This is a genomic window from Coriobacteriaceae bacterium, from assembly GCA_025757745.1.
GTDB lineage: Bacteria > Actinomycetota > Coriobacteriia > Coriobacteriales > Coriobacteriaceae > Collinsella.
This window is the reverse complement of the sequence record CP107217.1, coordinates 51492-69114: the sequence shown is the minus strand read 5'-3', so window position 1 is coordinate 69114 and position 17623 is coordinate 51492. Positions and strand designations below refer to the sequence as shown.

Genomic DNA, 17623 nt, shown 5'->3' with positions numbered 1-17623 from the left:
CTAGGGCCTCTTACTCGTCAAGGAGATCTTCTGGCATGTCGTTGCCATCGCCTAGATCGACTGGGGTTTCTTCGGGGGCAGAGCCATCTTCTGTGGCTTCGCCTTCGGGCTTCTCCTTGGCGGCTGTCATGCGGGCTACGGCGCATACGCGGTCGTTGTCGTCGACGGTCATCATCTTGACGCCCTGGGTGGCTCGGCCGGTCTGGCTAATCTCATCGGTCTTGACGCGAATGACCGTCGCGCCTTCCGTCACGATGAACAGCTCGTGCTGCGGACCCACCGTCTTCATGGCCGCGAGGTTTCCCTTACGCTCGGTCATCTGGATGGTGTAGACGCCCTGACCGCCGCGGTTCTGCTCCGGATAGTCCGCGACCGGCGTGCGCTTGCCGTAGCCGCGCTCGGTGATGACAAACAGGTCGCCGTTGCCGTTGGTAACCTCCATACCCAAAACGCTCACGCCGTCCTTCATGCTAATACCGCGAACGCCGCTGGTGTCGCGTCCCGTGGCGCGAACCTGGTCCCCGGGGAACATGATCGCCTTGCCTGCAGTAGTGGCCAGGATGATCTTGTCGCCCTCGCGCACACGGCGCACGGCGAGCAGCGCGTCGTCGTCCCTCAGGTTGATGGCGATCAGGCCATCACGGCGGCTGCGGTCGTAAGCGCTCATCACGGTCTTCTTGACCATGCCGCTCTTGGTGGCAAACATCAGGTACTCGTCGGCGGGGAACTCGCGACAGCTGATGACGCTCGCGATCTTCTCGCCTTCCTCAAAGGGCAGCAGGTTGACGATCGCGGTGCCGCGCGCCTGGCGCGTACCCACCGGCAGCTCGTGCACCTTCAGGCGGTAGACCTTGCCCTTGCTCGAGAAGAACAGCACGTACTCGTGCGTGGATGCGATAAACATCTCGTCGATAACGTCGTCCTCTTTAAGGTTGACGCCCGACACGCCCTTGCCGCCGCGCTTCTGGGCGCGGTAGGCAGCCACCGGGATGCGCTTCACGTAGCCGGTGTGGGTGATGGTCACGACCATGTCCTCGTCGGCGATGAGGTCCTCGACATCCAGATCCTTTTCGACATGGCTGATCTCGGTGCGGCGTTTGTCGCCGAATTTTTTCGAAATCTCGCGCATCTCCTCCTTGATGACGCCCAGGATCTTCTCCTCATGCGCCAGCAGGTCCTCGTAGTAGGCGATGGCGCGGCGCAGACCGTCCAGCTCTTCCTGGATCTTGTCGCGCTCCAGGCCAGTCAGGCGGCGCAGCTTCATCTCGAGGATGGCCGTGGTCTGCTCGGGCGTAAAGCCAAAGCGCTCGATCAGGCGGCCGCTTGCCTCGGAGTCGGTCTGCGAGGAACGGATAATGCTGATGACCTCGTCGATATGGTCGAGAGCCATCAGATAGCCCTCGAGGATATGGGCGCGCGCCTGGGCCTTCTTAAGGTCAAAGCGGGTGCGGCGGGTGACGACGTCAACCTGGTGGTCGATGTAGTGCTGCAGCATCTCGCGCAGGCTCAGGCATTTGGGAACGCCGTTGACGAGCGCCAGGTTGTTGGCGCCAAAGGTCGTCTGTAGCGAGGTGTACTTATACAGGTTGTTGAGCACGACCTGCGGAATGACGCCCTTCTTGAGCTCGATGACCAGACGGATGCCCTTTTGGTTGGACTCGTCGCGCATGTCCGAGATGCCCTCGATGCGCTTGTCGTTCACGAGCTGGGCGATCTTCTCCTGCAGGGTGCCCTTGTTGACCATGTAAGGGATCTCGGTAAAGACCAGGCGGCTGCGGCCGGTCTTGGTGGATTCCACGTGGGCCTTGGCTCGCACGGTAATGGAGCCGCGACCGGTCTCGTAGCTCTGCCTAATGCCGGCGCTGCCCATGATGATGGCACCGGTGGGGAAGTCCGGACCGGGCATGATCTGCATAAGCTCGTCGACGGTGGCGTCGGGATTGTCGATCAGGTAGCAGGTGGCCTCGATCGCCTCGGTGAGGTTATGCGGGGCGATATTGGTGGCCATGCCGACGGCGATGCCCTGGCTGCCGTTGACCAGCAGGTTGGGAAAGCGCGCGGGCAGCGCCACGGGCTCGGCGAGCGACTCGTCGTAGTTGGGCTGCCAGTCGACGGTATCCTTTTGCAGGTCGCGCAGCAGCTCCATGGCAGGCTTTGCCAGGCGGCTCTCGGTATAACGCATGGCCGCCGCGCCGTCGCCATCGATGTTGCCGAAGTTGCCGTGGCCATCGATGAGCGGTGTGCGCATGGAGAACCACTGCGCCAGACGAACCATGGCCTCGTAAACCGCGGAGTCACCGTGCGGATGGTACTTGCCGATAACTTCGCCGACCGTCCAGGCCGACTTCTTATGCGGGCGGTTGGGGTAGATGCCGCTCTCGTTCATGGCGTACAGGATGCGGCGGTGCACCGGCTTTAGGCCGTCGCGCACGTCCGGCAGGGCGCGCGCCGTGATGACCGACATCGAGTACTCGATGAACGACTGCTTCATCTCGCGGCCGAACTCCGAAATCTGGAGCTGACCGCCGTTGATATCCTCGCCGGCCGAGGCGCCGCGGTCGACCGCACCGAAGCTCTCCTCGAGCTCGGCGTCGTCATCCTCATCCTCTTCATCCTCGGCGTCGGGGTTATAGGAATTCGGATCGCCGTCCTCGCCCTGCTCAGCGCGGGCGAGCAGGCGCTTCAGATCATCGGGCATGCCGGCGTCGCCGGCCTCGTCCACACCCTCGTTGTTGTTGATATCGTCTGCCACGTTACCTCCTCTTAAGCGTCAAGGAACCGAGCATCATGCGCATGCTTTTCAATGTACTCGCGGCGATAGCCGACCTCGGAACCCATGAGCTCGCGCACGGCGCGGTCCGCCACCACGGCGTCCTCGATCGACACGCGCTGCAGGATACGGGTCTTGGGGTCCATCGTCGTCGAGGCAAGCTGCTTGGGGTCCATCTCGCCCAGGCCCTTGTAGCGCTGAACGGTATAGCCCTTGCGCTTCTTGGTGATCTTGCCGTCCTTGGCCTTGCCGTCCTCGTCGTTGTCGTCGGGGTTCAGGCCCAGGCTCTGAATGGTGTCGCGCAGAATCTCGTCTTCGGGCTGGCGGCCGTTGGGATACACGTAATGGATCTTGTTGCGTACCTTAATGCCAAAGATGGGCGGGCAGGCAACATAGACATAGCCGGCATCGATCAGCGGGCGCATGTACTTGTAGAAGAACGTCAGCAGCAGGATGCGGATATGCGCACCGTCAACGTCTGCATCGGTCATGATGATGATCTTGTGGTAGCGCGCCTTGCTGATATCGAAGTCGCCACCGTCGCCGGCGCTCGTCGTGACGCCGCAGCCGATCGCGGTGATCAGGGATTGGATGGTGTCGCTCGAGAACGCGCGGTGGTCACCCACGCGCTCGACGTTCAAAATCTTGCCGCGCAGGGGCAGAATCGCCTGGATGTCTCGGCGACGGCCGTCCTTGGCCGAACCGCCTGCCGAGTCGCCCTCTACGATAAAGAGCTCGGTCAGCTCGGCATCGCGTACCGAGCAGTCGGCGAGCTTGCCGGGCAGCGACGCCGTCTCGAGCAGGCTCTTGCGGCGGGTCGCCTCGCGCGCCTTGCGGGCGGCGTTGCGGGCCTTGCATGCCTGCTGGGCCTTCTTGACGATCTCGCGGGCGGGTTTGGGATGCTCCTCCAGATAATCGGTCAGCCCATCGGTCACGATCTTGAGCGTGAGCGCGCGCATGTAGGAGCTGCCGAGCTTGGCCTTGGTTTGGCCCTCAAACTGCGGGTCGGGCAGCTTGACCGAGATGACGGCCGAAAGCCCCTCGCGCACGTCGTCGCCGCTCAGGTTGGCCTCCTTCTCTTTGAGTAGGTTCTGCTTGCGAGCGTAATCGTTGATCACGCGGGTGAGAGCGGTGCGGAAACCCTCGAGATGCATGCCGCCCTCGGGGGTGTAGATGTCGTTGGCAAACGACATGACGTTCTCGCCGTAGCCGGCATTCCACTGCAGGGACACCTCGACCTCGCCCATCTTGGTCACGGGCGCATCCGGATCCGACTTGCCCTCGATATAGATGGGCTCCTTGAAGGCCTCGGGAACGTCTTTGCCGTCGTTGAGGAACTTGACGAAGTCGATGATGCCGCCCTCGTAGCAGAACTCCTCCACGTGGGGAGTCGCCTCGCGCTCGTCGGTCAGCACAATCTTTAGATTCTTATTGAGGAACGCCGTCTCCTGCAGACGGTTGTGCAGCGTATCGAAATCGTAGACACAGGTCTCGAAAATCTCGTCGTCGGGCCAGAAGCTGACGGTGGTACCCGTCGAATCCGAGGTGCCCACGACCTCCATCTTCTTGACGGTCTTGCCGCGCGAGAACTCCATCTCGTAGACGCTGCCATCACGGCGCACCTGCACGACCACGCGCTTGGACAGTGCGTTGACGACGGAGATGCCCACGCCGTGCAGTCCGCCCGAGACCTTGTAGGCCGAGTTATCGAACTTACCGCCGGCGTGCAGGATCGTCATAACGACCTCGAGCGTCGGGATCTTTTTGATGGGATGCTCGTCGACGGGGATGCCTCGCCCGTTGTCGACGACCGTGATGGAGTTGTCGGCGTGGACCGTCACGTGAATCTCGGTGCAGAAACCGGCCATGGCCTCGTCAACGGAGTTGTCAACGATCTCCCACACCAGGTGATGCAGGCCGCTGGCGCTCGTCGAGCCGATATACATGCCCGGGCGCTTACGAACGGCCTCGAGACCTTCGAGAATCTTAATCTCGCCGCCATCGTAATCGTTTTCGTTTGCCACACGTCCTCCTTCAGCTAAGAAAATGTGTACAGCCTTACTAGTTTATCGTAAAAAATACCCTCGGGAGCGAGGGTATTTGGCTCTACAAGGCCACCAGATGCGATTTAAGGCTCTTTCTTGCTTTGCACGCCCTTGGCCCACTCGGCACTAGCTCTCATGGCATTCTCGAGGGCCTCGCGCAGTTTTTGATCTTCGATGGGCGCCACTTGGCGCTCAATCTCGCCGCGTTCGGCCTCACTGAGATCGGCGTGCGGAGCCGGCGGGCGCTCGGTCACGGCTGGGCGCAGGCGCTCCTTGGCAGCCGGCGGCGTGTGACCGGGCGCGGTCGTTTTGAACACCAGGCCGTCCACATGCGCGCCGGCCCGCTCCATGCGTGCCCGGATGATCTCGCGCAGCAGCGTCATCTCCTGCGTCCACGAGGGCGAATCGAGATACACCAGCAGCTCATTGGACTCGGGCAGGTAGCGCAGGCCCGTCACGTGGCGTCCCTCGCGCGTGCCCGAGCACACCGCATTCCAGGCGCGATAGACCGCACGAGATTCCTCTGCAGCCTCCATTTGCGCGCGGCGCTCAGGTGTCGCGGCCGCCAGGATGCGCTGACGCTCGGCATCCAAAAAGCCGCCAAAGGCAACCGTTCCGTTCTCGCGCTCGTAATTAGCACGTCTCACCCATGCTCACCACCTTGGCTCGATCAAGCAGGTCATCGGTAAAATACCCCAGATTGGTGGTGGTTATGACCGTCTGGATATCATCACCGATCAGCTGCAGAAAAGCGCCTCGCCGCCCGGCATCGAGCTCGCTCATCACGTCGTCCAAAAGCAGCAGTGGCGCGGTGCCCAGGATATCGCGCGCCACGGCCACTTCTGCCACCTTCCAGGCAAGCACCAGCGTTCGCTGCTGGCCCTGGCTGGCAAATGAACGGGCCGATCGGCCCGCGACGGAAAACTCAATCTCGTCGCGATGCGGACCCACAAGCGTCACGCCGCGGCGCATCTCCTCATCGGCACGCTCATCGAGGGCCGCGAGCATATGCTCGTATGCCCAGTCCTTAAGTTCCTCGCGCCCCTCGGTTTGAGGTAAATCCCCCAGTGTGGATACATAGGACACGCCTGCGTCCTCGCCGGACGCCACCTGCCCATACGCGGCGCGCACATGGCCCGCCAGTCGGTCGAGCAGGGCCAAACGATGCACGAGCAGGGCTGACCCGGCGCGGGCGATGGAGTCATTCCACGCACCGAGCATCTCGCGGCAGCACCAGGTCTCCTTGAGCAGGGCGTTGCGCTGCGTCACGCAACGCCCGTAGGTGCTCACCAGGTCGGCGTAACGGGCGCTCAGTTGCACGCCAAAGTCATCGAGGGCGGCGCGGCGCACGCTGGCGCCGCGCTTGACCATATCCAGATGATCGGGGCAAAACAGCACGCTCGGCATAACCCCGCGCACGCCGGCAGCCGAGCACCTCTTGCCGTTACGGCTAAACGAGCGCTTGCCGTCCTCAACACCCAGCCCCATATCGAGCACGCGGCCATCGCCCTCGAGCCTCAACGCGAGCCTGCACGAGCCCGTGCCGTCGTGCACGAGCTCGGTAGCGGTGGGATGCCTAAACGAGGCGCCGCTCGTCAAAAGCTGCAGCGCCTCTATGAGGTTGGTCTTTCCCGCCGCGTTGGGTCCCGCAAGCACCGTCACGCCTTCGTCCAGGTCAAGACGGTAGCTATCGAAACTGCGGTAGCGCGCGACGGAAAGGTTGCGGGCAAACATGGTCATGGCGCAGCGCTAGATGCGAACCGGCATGACCAGGTACAGATAGTTGATCTTGTCGTAGGACTTAAAGATACCCGCCTGCGAGTAGCTCTTGAGCTCCAGCGTGATCTCCTTCTCCTTGGATAGGGCATTGAGGCAACCAAAGATGTAGTGGTAGTTAAAGGCGATGGTGCCCGACTCGCCCTCGGCCTCGACATCGATTGTCTCCTGCGCCAGATCCTGGTCATTGGAGATGGAGGACAGGCCCATCTGGCCGTTCTCGACATCGATCTCGAACTTGACTGCGGGGTTCGCGCTCGCGATGACCGCCACGCGCTTGAGGGCGGCATTAAAAGCCGCCACGTCGATCTTGACGCTCGTCACGCACGAATCGGGGATGAGCTGCTTGTAGTTGGGATACACACCCTCGATACGACGCGACACGTAGGTGGTGTTGCCGGCCTCAAAGACAACCTGGGTGTCGGTGGCACCGATCATGATGGTCGCCTGGCTGGCCATGATGCTCAGGGCGTCGTTGAAGGCGTCAGCCGGGACGTTGAGCTCAAAGGACCCCTCGAGCGTCGAGGTCTCGACCTGGGTGTCGCATACGGCCAGGCGGAAGGAGTCGGTTGCCACCAGGCGCACGGTGTTGTTCTCGACCTTCATATGCACGCCTCCCAGGATGGGACGGGCCTTATCGGTCGAAGTGACGCGCCATACGCGCCCGACCATCTCGGACAGGATGTCGGTCGGGAGCTCCACTGCGCTCTCGATAGCATAGGCAGGGAACTCGGGAAAATCGTTGGCGTCGAGCGTGTTGAGGCGGAAGGAGCTCTTCTCGCATCCGATCAGTACCTGACGCTCCGAGAGCTCAAAAGTAACCGGGGCATCGGGAAGGGTCTTCGTGATGTTCGAGAGCATCTTGCAGGGAATCACCATCTCGCCCTCTTCTTCCACATGCGCGGCAATGCGATGACGAATCGAGATGGTGTAGTTTGAGGTTTGGAATTCCAAGATGCCGTCCTGCGCCTTAACGAGCACGCCCGACAGGATGGGAAGGGTAGATGCCGAAGCGACGCCTTTCATAACGACGCCGATGGCTTGCGTGAGCGAGCTTTGGCTGACGGTGAACTTCATCTTTTAATACCTTTCTATAGATATAAATATCTTAATAATAGTAATAGCACTGACGAAACTGTTGATTACTTCCAAAAGCGCTGGTCAACCCCAAAAAGAGAATCGACAGCACCCTGTGCGCAACCGACCGCGTTTTCCACGTTCAAAACCTGCGGAAAACTTTTCGTCGCCTTGGGGTGAGTTTTAGACACGTTATGCCCGGCGTTTCGACAAGTTTTCAACAGATGTCTCTATTTCCCTACGAGCGCAGTGTAATTTTATCTCGTAGCGACTTGAGGTCCTCGGTTACGGTGCGGTCTTCCTGAATCATCTTCTGAACCTTTTTGTAGCTCGTGCTGACGGTCGAGTGGTTGCGGTTGCCAAACTCCGCGCCCACCGCCGTGGTCGTCATCTCGCACATCTCGATGGCCAGATAGATGGCGATATGACGGGCTTTGGCTATGTTGGCGTTGCGCCGCGGTCCGATAAGCTCCTCGTGCGTCACGCCGTATTGCTCCTCGATGACAGACTGGACCGTCTGCACGTTGATCTTCTTGGCCGACGTATCGAAGTATTGGCTTGCGATGGCGTCGATGTCGTCGAAGCTGAGCTCGCTGCCCTCGCGTTCGCGGTCTCCTGCCTCGCCGGCGCAGCGTTCGCAGAAGCTCTCGAGTTCGCGGATGTTGGTTCCCGACACCTCCGCCATGTGTTTAAAATGATCGTCGGTCAGATGCCCGCCATCGCCGCCATAGGCCGCCAGCAGCGAGTCGTCACCCGCCTCGGGCGTGGTGGCTATCGTGTTCTCGTAGTAACGCTGCAAGATCTTGTATTTCATCTCGTAGCTGGGCTCCGCCACCAAACAGAGCATACCGGCGTTAAAGCGGCTGGTCAGGCGTTCGTCCATGCTCAGGTCTTTGGGTGCGCGGTCGGCTGCGATGACGACTTTTTTGTTATTGCGGATAAACTCGTCCATGAGCTGGAAAAAGTAGTCCACGCTTGCGCGCTTGCCGATGATGTTTTGAATGTCGTCGATAATGAGCACGTCCACGCCGTGGTATGCCTGCATGATGGGGGCGTTGCTCTTCTTTTGGCGGTCGAACTCCGTCATCAGGTCATCGAGGTACGCCTGCGAGTTGGCGTACTTCACCTTGATCTCGGGCGACTTTTCGGCGAGCTCGTTTTTGATGGCGAGCAGCAGGTGGGTCTTGCCCAGCCCCGATTTGCCATAGATGAACAGGGATGTGCATGTGCCGCGTTCGTCCGCGAGTGCGGCAAACTTGAGAGCCGAGCGATAGGCATGGCTGTTTTCGGGGCCGTAGACAAAGTTTTCGAAGGTGAATTTTGAGTTGGCCGCGAGCGGCGCGCCATCGGTGTTCTGCTCGACCGGTGCCGCAGCTACGGGGGCGCTCGTGGGCGATGTTGAGGCTGGTTTTGCGCTTTTTGCAGGCGCCCCGCCTTTCATCTGGTCCATCATGCGGCGGAAATCGTCGGCTGAAAGCGTGTTTTTGATTGCGATGCCCGAATCCTCGCCCGGCGTTGCGTCGTGCGAGATAGGCATGTGTGTGGCTGCGGGCATGGGGGTTGCCGACGTCGAGGCGGCGGGCATGGTTTCACGGGAAACATCGCCGATTTGATGCTCGGGAGTCGACACTGCGGCGGCAGCTGGCGCCGCCGGGGGGACGACGGGTGCCGCAGACACGGCGTTATCGGCCGCGGAGCCCTGCGGTGCCACGATGTTGAGCGCAATCGGCGCAAAGGCAATCTCTTCCAGGTATGCCTCGATGGTCGGCTGATGTTTTTTAAGCTGAGCGATGGCGAATCGTGAGGGGGCCTCAATCGTCAAGGTGTCCTCGGTTAGGCTCACGGCGCGCGATTGCCCTAGCATGTTGATGAGGCGCGCATCTTGGCCGTCGCGCTGGCAAAAGGCGATGGCATCCCCCAGGATGATGCTTGCTTCCTCGTCCACTGTCTCTCCCGTTCCTTAATCTCGAGCCCGCACGCGAGCGCTTCCGATTTCGGTCAGATGATATTTCTGCCCATGTTTGATTACCAAGCCCGCCTGCGCTAAATCGTTGAGCGTGCGCGACCAGGTGGGTGCGGAGTTTCCAAACGCTCGCGCCAAGTCCGTTGCGCCACACTCTTGATGTTGGGCCAGATACCCTAATGCGGCGTTGCCGCGCTCGCCTACAAACACGTCCGACTGCGGTTGTGCGTATTGATTCGCCGCATTAGGATACATCATTTGAGCTGCTGGTTGTTGAGAACTCTGCATGGGTGGCATCTGCTGTTGAAAACTTTGCGGCCACTGTTGGTAAGGCTGCGGGGGCATCTGCTGGGCCCAAGGGTTAAATTGCCCCTGTGGCATCTGCTGATACGGCTGCTGGTACCCCTGGGGATACTGTTGAGGATACGGCTGGGCGTATCCCTGCTGCGGCATATATTGGGGAGGATACCCTTGCGGGTACGGTTGGTAGCCCATTTGCGGGACGTTTGGCATGGCCGCCGTCTGCTGAACGGCGCCTGTGTCCAGATCTGCCGAGCCTATGCCCTCCGGCATGTTTTGCGCCGTGTGGCCCAGTAATACCTGGGGATCTTGCGCGGGAAAAGCTCCAGGCTGCTGCATGCGCGCCACGGGTTGCTGCATCTGCTGTGCCGTCATGGGCTGCTGTGCAAACGTGCTGGGTAGGGCGTATGCCGGCTGCTCCGTCTCGGGGCGTACGGCGGCCCCTCGTCCTCCGGCACGCTCGATTTCCTGCACGCGCTTGGGGTTCAGACTTACCGTGACCACGGTGCCGTTGCCCATGTTGTCCTCGATGGATACGGCGCCGCCGGCGTTTTCCAGGTACTCCTGCACCATGGGAAACCCGGCTCCGGTTCCTCGGATGTATCGCTTCATGTTGCTGTTTGCGCTGGTAACGCCAAAGTCGAACGCGCGCTCCTTGTCATCGATCCCCGGTCCCTGGTCTGCGAATCGGATGGTATCGCCGCCGTCCAGGATCGAGATGATGGGCTCTGCAAAGTGGGCGTGGATAAAGTTTTCGACAATCTCGCGGATAACCATGAGCGAGATGTGTCCGCCCTGTTCTTTCATGCACTGGTAGACGGTGTTGGTTGTCTCTTCCAGATAGGTGCGCACGTCCTTCGGTTCGATGACGATGACGCGCGGCGTCGACAGCATGTCGTCATAGACCGCGATACGTGCGGCATACATGGCGGCCTGTGCTTCCGCAGCGGTCTGCTCTTCCTCGCCACGCTTTTCGCGCACGCCGGTGATGTGCTCGTTGTCGGGTGCCGGGTCTCCGGAATCGACCATGGTGTAAAAGTCGTCAGACATGCCGCTCGCAATCTTTCAAAAGGTTTCGAACAAATAGTAGCTCACCGTGCAATGTTTCTCATCTTTCGACAACTTTTCAAAACCTGTTGAAAACTTTGGAAAACTGGCGAAAAGTTCTCAACATTGCCAACATGACCTGTTGAAAACTCGATGAAATATCGTGAAAAGTTGCCGTACCTCGCAAATTTCAGTTGGGCTTATGGGGGAACCGTGTGAACTACGCAACCTTTTACCTTTGATTTCTTGACATTCGAACGTTGATTTCCCTACAATCTTCAAGCTCACGTGTCTATATCTGCGTCCGCGCTCCCGCGGACACTCGAAATGCAGCAGGAGGAACTTAAGATGAAGCGTACGTATCAGCCTAATAAGCGTAAGCGTGCCAAGACCCATGGCTTCCGTGCCCGTATGGCCACCAAGGGTGGTCGTGCCGTGCTCGCCCGTCGCCGCGCCAAGGGCCGCAAGCGTCTCACTGTCTAGCAGCGATACACACATCTCGCATGAAGACTATTAAGTCTCGGCAAGATTTCGAGCATGTGTTCAGTCAGGGGCGTCGTTTCAATCACCCTCTGATTCGAATGACCATATGTGAATCGGTTGGCGAAGGCGACTCCGGAAGGGTCGCCTTCGTTGGTGCTAAACGGCTCGGTTGTGCAGTTGTGCGCAACCGTTCTAAGCGTGTGATGCGCGAGGCCGCCCGCAGCTGCGGATTTCCCGTTGCGGGTTATGACATCATCTTGTTCGCGACTCCCAAGACGAGGATTTCCTCGCCGCAGGAGATGGACAAGGCATTGCGTTCGCTTATGAAACGCGCCGGCGTTGCCGGGGAGGAGCGATGAGCAATCACGTTTTGCGACGTGTTGCCATCGCTCCTATTCGCATATATCAACAGGTTATTTCGCCCTTATTACCTGATGCCTGCATTTATTACCCAACGTGCTCGCAATATGCCGTTCAGGCGATTGAGAAGTACGGTGTTTTGAGAGGCTGCTGGCTTGCCGTGAGGCGCATCGCTCGCTGCAATCCCCTGCACGTCGGCGGCTATGACCCTGTGCCCTAGTTGGCACTCGCTATCGGAGGAAAACTTACATGTGGGATTGGATCGTTAACATCCTTTTCGAGCTGCTCAAGCTCATCCAAACCTTTGCGGTCGACTGGGGCCTGTCCATCATCATCCTGGTGGTCATCATCCGTCTGCTGCTGACGCCGCTCATGCTCAAGTCGACAAAGTCGACGGCGCGCATGCAGGTGCTGCAGCCCAAGATGCTCGAGATCCAGGAGCGCTACGCTGACGATCCCCAGCGTCAGGCCGAGGAGATGCAGAAGTTCTACAGCGAGAACAAGTTCAACCCCATGGCTGGTTGTCTGCCGCTGTTGATCCAGATGCCTGTCCTGTTCGCCCTGTTTACGCTGCTGCGTAACCTGCCGAACTACTTTAGCGACGGCACGTTCTCGTTCTTCAACATCTTGCCCGACCTTACCACCACGCCGAGCGCTTCCTTTGCCGATGGCTTTATGGTTGCGCTGCCTGCGCTGGTTTGCCTGATTCTCTTCGCCGTCTTGACCCTGATTCCGCAGCTGTATATGTCGCGTAATCAGACTGGTCAGCAGGCCCAGAGCATGCGCATAATGGCCGTCGTGATGACCGTCATGATGCTTTGGATGGGCTGGAGCCTGCCCGTCGGCGTTCTGCTGTACTACGACGTGTCTTCCGCCTGGCAGGTTGTCCAGCAGATCTTCGTGACGCAGAAGGTTATCGATAAGGCCAAGGCCGATGAGGAAGAGCGTCTTAAGAATGCTCCGCTGCAGGTCGAGGTTACTCGTCGCGAGAAGAAGCCGCGCCCGCACAAGAAAAAGTAGTGGGACATTATTCTTATTTAGGTACCTAACTTTTGGAGTTCGTTATGTCTGAAGAGATCGTCGAGGATATGCTTGAGGAGGTTGCCCCGCAGGTCGCGGGCGATTATCCCGAGATTGCACAGCGTTACAAGGCTGGTGAAGAGCTGACCGATGAGGAGCTCGACACCATTGCCGATGTGGCTATTTCCATTCTGCGTTCCATCCTTTCGCACTTCGATGCGGCGAACTCTCCCATCGATGAGTATGAGGGCGATGAGGGTGAGTTGATTCTGGACGTAACCGCTCCGGATCTTGCTGTTCTCATTGGTCGTCACGGACGTACCCTCGATGCCCTTCAGGTTATGTTCTCGCTGCTGGTGAGCCGCAAGCTTGGCTTTAGGTATCCGGTCGTCGTCGACGTTGAGGGTTATAAGAGCCGTCGACAGGACAAGGTTGCATCTATGGCCCAGTCCGCCGCCGAGCGTGCTATTCGCACTCATAAGAGTGTTTCCCTGCCGCCCATGAATGCCTATGAACGTCGACTGGTCCATATTGCCCTTCGTGGCAACGATGCTGTCGACACACACTCTGAGGGCTCTGATCCCGATCGCCATGTTGTGATTGTTGCTCGATAAGCTTCTCGAGTCTATGCTAAGGGGACGTGGTTTCCACGTCCCCTTTTTTTGTCAAAAGTTCTTGATACACTGATTTTTGTCAGAAAGGAGTCGTCTTGTTTGTGTTATCTGATGAGCAGGCAAGCCAAATGCTGAGCCGTCTAATTTCGTATTGTAAAGACTATTCTTTGAAGGTCTCCGACGATAGCCTTCGTGTCTGTATCCAGCATCTTGATCTTGTTCTGGAGTCCAATAAGACTACCAATCTAACGCGCATCCTGAATGTTGATGATGCAGCCGTCCTTCATATTCTTGACTCACTTGTTTTGCTACCCTATATTGATAAAGCTCCTGAAGGCGCTTTGCTTGATATGGGTACCGGCGCTGGTTTTCCAGGTGTTCCATTGACCATTGCGAGTGGTCGTAAAGCGGTGTATATCGATTCGGTTGGCAAGAAAGTTGATGCTGTTAATTCCTTTGTTAAGGAGCTTGGCCTTAAGCATGCTCATGCCGTTCACGTTCGTCTTGAGGAATATGCCCGAACTCATAAGAAGCAATTTGCAGTTGTGACCGCCCGTGCGCTCGCGCCATTACCGGTTCTCGTTGAGTATGCCTCTCCTTTTCTAAAAGATGGTGGCCTCTTTGTTGTTACAAAGGGGAATCCCTCGGATAAGGAGCTTCAATCGGGTCTTGCTGCTGCAAAGATATGTGGCTTTACCACTCTCATGACAGACGATCTCGATTTGCCGAATGGTCTGGGTCACCGCGAATTTATTATCCTTAAAAAGACTCGTCAGGCATCAGTTTCTCTTCCGCGTGCTAATGGTATGGCAAAAAAGAATCCGCTTGCCTAGATGTTTCACGTGAAACATAATGGATAGTGACGAGTCGATATGTTTCACGTGAAACATAGCAGTCGATGTCGAATCGGAATGTTTCACGTGAAACATCCTCCGTTTGACAGCTTTAATACACACAAGGAGGGACCGTGGGATTTCGCGACGTTAAGCGTTCTAAGAGCGCAAAAGACACGCGCATCATTGCTATCATCAACCAAAAAGGCGGCGTAGGTAAGTCCACCACAGCTGTAAATCTTGCAGCAGCGTTGGGTGAACTGGGCCGAAAAACATTAATTGTCGATTTTGACCCGCAAGGAAATAGCACGAGCGGTTTTGGAATCGAGAAAGAAGAGCTCAATCACTGTATCTATGATGCATTGCTGAACGATGTCCCGGCAGAATCACTCATTCTTGATACAAATTGCAGTAAGGTATTTGTAATTCCGGCTACTATTCAGCTTGCGGGTGCGGAAATCGAACTTGTCAGTGCGATTGCCCGCGAGACTCGCTTAAAGGATCTGCTTGAGCCTGTTCAGGATGAGTTTGATTTTATATTTATCGACTGTCCGCCATCGCTTGGTTTGCTAACCATTAATGCGTTAACAGCTGCGGACAGTGTTTTGATTCCTATTCAGTGCGAATACTACGCACTTGAAGGTGTTACAAAGCTGCTTGAATCGATGAAAATGGTTAAAACGCGCCTGAATAAGAGCCTTGATACTTATGGCGTGCTTATGACTATGTACGATTCGCGCACATCGCTTTCGAACCAGGTTGTGGAAGAGGTTCAATCGTACTTTGGCAACAAGGCATTCAAGACCTTGATTCCACGTACAGTTAAAATTTCAGAAGCACCGTCGTTCGGTGAGCCTGTAATTACCTATGCGCCACAGAATAAGGGTGCAAAGGCGTATATGAACCTTGCTAAAGAGGTGATTAAGCGTGCCTGGTCCTAAGAAGCGCGGCGGCTTGGGTCGTGGTCTCAACGCACTGGTCTCGGAAGCTGAATATGAGACTGGTGGATCTGCAACATCAGCATCAAATGCCGCTTCAGAAACTAAACTTCCAATCGAAGATATCATTCCGAACCCAAATCAGCCACGAATTCATTTCAATGAGACTGAACTTCGCGAGCTGAGTGAGTCAATCCAGGAGCACGGCGTTCTGCAGCCGCTTCTTGTGCGCAAGCACGGTAACGGTTATGAGATTATTGCGGGTGAACGCCGTTATCAGGCTTCAAAGCTTGCTGGCCTTGAAGAGCTCCCCGTCATCATTAAGGACGTTGATGATGAGGAAATGCTCGCACTCGCGCTGATTGAAAACCTTCAGCGCTCTGACCTTAACCCCGTCGAAGAGGCTAAGGGATATCGACAGCTCATCGATTCAAGCGGTATGACTCAAGAAGCCTTGTCAAAGGCTGTCAGCAAGTCTCGCTCTGCAATCACCAATTCGTTGCGCTTGCTTGATCTTCCAGAGGTAGTTCAGCAGATGATCTTCGAAGGAAGGCTGGCCGCCGGTCATGCTCGTGCAATCCTTGCTGTTCCGTATGAAGATGCGCGCATTAAGCTTGCTGAGAAGGTTGTTGCAGAGGGATTGTCTGTCCGTGCGACAGAAAATCTTGCTCCACTGTTTTCTGCCGGAGAGACGCCTAAGACGCCCCGACCTGCAACGCCTCAGTCCTTTAAAAAGGCAGCACGTGTATTGCGTCAGGTGTTTAACACAAATGTTCGAGTGAAGAGCTCGCGTGGCAAAAATAAGATTGAGATCGAGTTTAAGGATGAGGAAGAGCTGTCTCGCATTCTTGGCGAGATGATTCAATTTGACCAGGGAGATCAGGATGAAGAATAGAGTTCTGACTGCTCTTGCTTTGGCTGCAACTGTTGCGGTTGGTGTATTTGCAGGATTTAAGGTCGCAACAGATGATGAATTGCGTGGTTGTCTGCTTCGCGGAGCGCAGGATATCGTCGATACGTCCAAAAAGAAAATGGATGTTATGACTGAGGATGTCGCTATGCGTACTGCTCAGGTAACTAAGAATCCGAAGATTAATCAAGATTGGGTTAATCATCAATGGGAAAATGTAGGCTTTTAGGTACCTAACAATTACTATCCTTTATTGAGGGGTCCTTCTCTGAACGCCAGAATGGGGTCCCTTATTTCGTACGAAAAATTGTTGAACAACTGAGCGATACAGATTATTGATAGATATGAAACAGCCCCGGTTGCAATTAGGCAACCGGGGCTGTTCGATGTTTCACATGAAACGTTTAGGTTGTTCTCCCCTACACGTTCTTCTGGACCTTGAAGCGCTGTTTGAGTTGGCCGCAAGCGGCGTCGATATCGTTGCCTCGAGAGTTGCGGATCGTGGTCTCAATACCACGGGACTCAAGACGACGCTGAAGGTCTTCAACCTTATGGATCGGCGACGGCTTGAGAGGGCTGCCCTCGATATCGTTGAGCTGGATCAGGTTGACGTGGCACAGCGTGCCCTCGCAGAAGTCGCAGAGTGCCTGCATCTCGGGGTTTGTGTCATTGACGCCCTCGATCATGGCGTATTCGTATGTCGGACGGCGGCCGGTCTTTTCGGTGTAGAGCTGAAGGGCCTCGTGAAGGCGCAGAAGTGTGTACTTCTTAACGCCCGGCATGAGTTTATTGCGGGTGGATTGAATGGCGGAGTGCAGCGAGACGGCGAGCGTGAACTGCTCGGGAATGTCGGCAAACTTACGGATACCAGGAATAACGCCGCTGGTGGAGACGGTGAGATGACGCGCTCCGATACCGATTCCGTCAGGGTCATTAAGGATGCGTAGTGCTTTGAGGACCTCGTCATAGTTGGCAAAAGGCTCACCCTGGCCCATGAACACGACGCTCGTCGCGCGCTCACCAAAGTCGTTGGAAACGTGGAGTACCTGGTCAACGATTTCCTGAGCGGTCAGTGAGCGCTTGAGGCCGTTCAGGCCGGTAGCGCAAAAAGCGCAGCCCATACCACAGCCCGCTTGGGTAGATACGCAGACAGACAGCTTGTTGCGACGAGGCATGCCGACGGTCTCGACGGAGATGCCGTCGTGATACTCGAGCAGGTATTTACGAGAGCCATCCTTAGACACCTGCTTGGTGAGCTCGGTCGGCGTGTCGAAGGCAAATGCCTCCTTCAGCTGCTCGCGGAAGGCCTTGGGAAGGTTTGTCATGTCATCAAACGAACAAACGTTCTTCTCAAAAACCCATTCGATGAGCTGCTTTGCGCGAAAAGCGGGTTGGCCGAGTTCGGCGACAAGTTCGCGAATATCGTTTTGGCTCAAGTCGCGAATGTCTTGAGATTTAGTCCTGGGATTCATGGAAGCCTTTCGATT

General features: G+C 57.1%; 17 protein-coding genes. 9 read left to right on the top strand and 8 right to left on the bottom strand.

The features are described from left to right. Nucleotides 1-10: 10 nt before the first annotated feature. The 7 genes from gyrA to OGM60_00250 all read right to left on the bottom strand — a co-directional run bounded on the left by gyrA (nucleotide 11) and on the right by OGM60_00250 (nucleotide 10981). Complete coding sequence (gene gyrA, locus OGM60_00280; protein UYJ00133.1) at nucleotides 11-2491, bottom strand: DNA gyrase subunit A; 2481 nt, start codon at nucleotides 2489-2491, stop codon at nucleotides 11-13. A 272-nt stretch (nucleotides 2492-2763) separates the two neighbouring features. Continuing rightward, on the bottom strand, nucleotides 2764-4794 hold the full coding sequence (gene gyrB / locus OGM60_00275) for a DNA topoisomerase (ATP-hydrolyzing) subunit B (protein ID UYI99266.1): 2031 nt from the start codon (nucleotides 4792-4794) through the stop codon (nucleotides 2764-2766). Nucleotides 4795-4898: 104 nt separating this feature from the next. Next, nucleotides 4899-5462: a DUF721 domain-containing protein gene (locus tag OGM60_00270; GenBank protein UYI99265.1), complete on the bottom strand. Its 564-nt coding sequence runs from the start codon at nucleotides 5460-5462 to the stop codon at nucleotides 4899-4901. Beyond that, a complete protein-coding gene (gene recF, locus OGM60_00265) occupies nucleotides 5449-6555 on the bottom strand; it encodes a DNA replication and repair protein RecF (protein UYI99264.1) in 1107 nt (368 codons plus the stop codon). The genes OGM60_00270 and recF overlap by 14 nt, the downstream gene beginning before the upstream one ends. A 9-nt stretch (nucleotides 6556-6564) precedes the next feature. Beyond that, complete coding sequence (dnaN, locus tag OGM60_00260; protein ID UYI99263.1) at nucleotides 6565-7668, bottom strand: DNA polymerase III subunit beta; 1104 nt, start codon at nucleotides 7666-7668, stop codon at nucleotides 6565-6567. A gap of 238 nt (nucleotides 7669-7906) precedes the next feature. Next, complete coding sequence (locus tag OGM60_00255; GenBank protein UYI99262.1) at nucleotides 7907-9613, bottom strand: DnaA/Hda family protein; 1707 nt, start codon at nucleotides 9611-9613, stop codon at nucleotides 7907-7909. 15 nt (nucleotides 9614-9628) lie between these two features. Further along, nucleotides 9629-10981 carry an ATP-binding protein gene (locus OGM60_00250; protein UYI99261.1) on the bottom strand — a complete coding sequence of 451 codons (1353 nt, stop codon included), beginning with the start codon at nucleotides 10979-10981 and terminating at the stop codon, nucleotides 9629-9631. Nucleotides 10982-11326: 345 nt separating this feature from the next. Between OGM60_00250 and rpmH the strand changes: the two genes are divergently transcribed. The 9 genes from rpmH to OGM60_00205 all read left to right on the top strand — a co-directional run bounded on the left by rpmH (nucleotide 11327) and on the right by OGM60_00205 (nucleotide 16365). Then, nucleotides 11327-11461 (top strand): 50S ribosomal protein L34, encoded by a 135-nt coding sequence (rpmH, locus tag OGM60_00245; protein UYI99260.1) that lies wholly within the window; start codon nucleotides 11327-11329, stop codon nucleotides 11459-11461. Between the two features lie 20 nt (nucleotides 11462-11481). Next, the gene (gene rnpA / locus OGM60_00240) at nucleotides 11482-11820 is read left to right on the top strand and encodes a ribonuclease P protein component (protein UYI99259.1); all 339 of its coding nucleotides are present in this window, start codon (nucleotides 11482-11484) and stop codon (nucleotides 11818-11820) included. Continuing rightward, nucleotides 11817-12041, top strand: a complete 225-nt coding sequence (gene yidD, locus OGM60_00235) for a membrane protein insertion efficiency factor YidD (protein UYI99258.1) — start codon at nucleotides 11817-11819, stop codon at nucleotides 12039-12041. Before rnpA ends, yidD begins: the two co-directional genes overlap by 4 nt. A 29-nt stretch (nucleotides 12042-12070) precedes the next feature. Next, complete coding sequence (locus tag OGM60_00230) at nucleotides 12071-12841, top strand: YidC/Oxa1 family membrane protein insertase (protein ID UYI99257.1); 771 nt, start codon at nucleotides 12071-12073, stop codon at nucleotides 12839-12841. Nucleotides 12842-12885: 44 nt separating this feature from the next. After that, entirely contained in the window at nucleotides 12886-13455 is a 570-nt protein-coding gene (locus OGM60_00225; GenBank protein ID UYI99256.1) for a KH domain-containing protein, read from the top strand. Nucleotides 13456-13556: 101 nt separating this feature from the next. Further along, nucleotides 13557-14288, top strand: coding sequence for a 16S rRNA (guanine(527)-N(7))-methyltransferase RsmG (gene rsmG / locus OGM60_00220; GenBank protein ID UYJ00132.1), 732 nt, complete (start codon nucleotides 13557-13559; stop codon nucleotides 14286-14288). 134 nt (nucleotides 14289-14422) lie between these two features. Continuing rightward, nucleotides 14423-15229, top strand: coding sequence for an AAA family ATPase (locus tag OGM60_00215; GenBank protein UYI99255.1), 807 nt, complete (start codon nucleotides 14423-14425; stop codon nucleotides 15227-15229). Beyond that, nucleotides 15216-16121 (top strand): ParB/RepB/Spo0J family partition protein, encoded by a 906-nt coding sequence (locus OGM60_00210; GenBank protein UYI99254.1) that lies wholly within the window; start codon nucleotides 15216-15218, stop codon nucleotides 16119-16121. The genes OGM60_00215 and OGM60_00210 overlap by 14 nt, the downstream gene beginning before the upstream one ends. Beyond that, a complete protein-coding gene (locus tag OGM60_00205; protein ID UYI99253.1) occupies nucleotides 16111-16365 on the top strand; it encodes a hypothetical protein in 255 nt (84 codons plus the stop codon). The genes OGM60_00210 and OGM60_00205 overlap by 11 nt, the downstream gene beginning before the upstream one ends. Nucleotides 16366-16555: 190 nt before the next feature. Here the strand turns inward: OGM60_00205 and rlmN are convergent, their stop codons facing one another. Next, on the bottom strand, nucleotides 16556-17608 hold the full coding sequence (rlmN, locus tag OGM60_00200; GenBank protein ID UYI99252.1) for a 23S rRNA (adenine(2503)-C(2))-methyltransferase RlmN: 1053 nt from the start codon (nucleotides 17606-17608) through the stop codon (nucleotides 16556-16558). Between the last annotated feature and the right edge of the window lie 15 nt (nucleotides 17609-17623).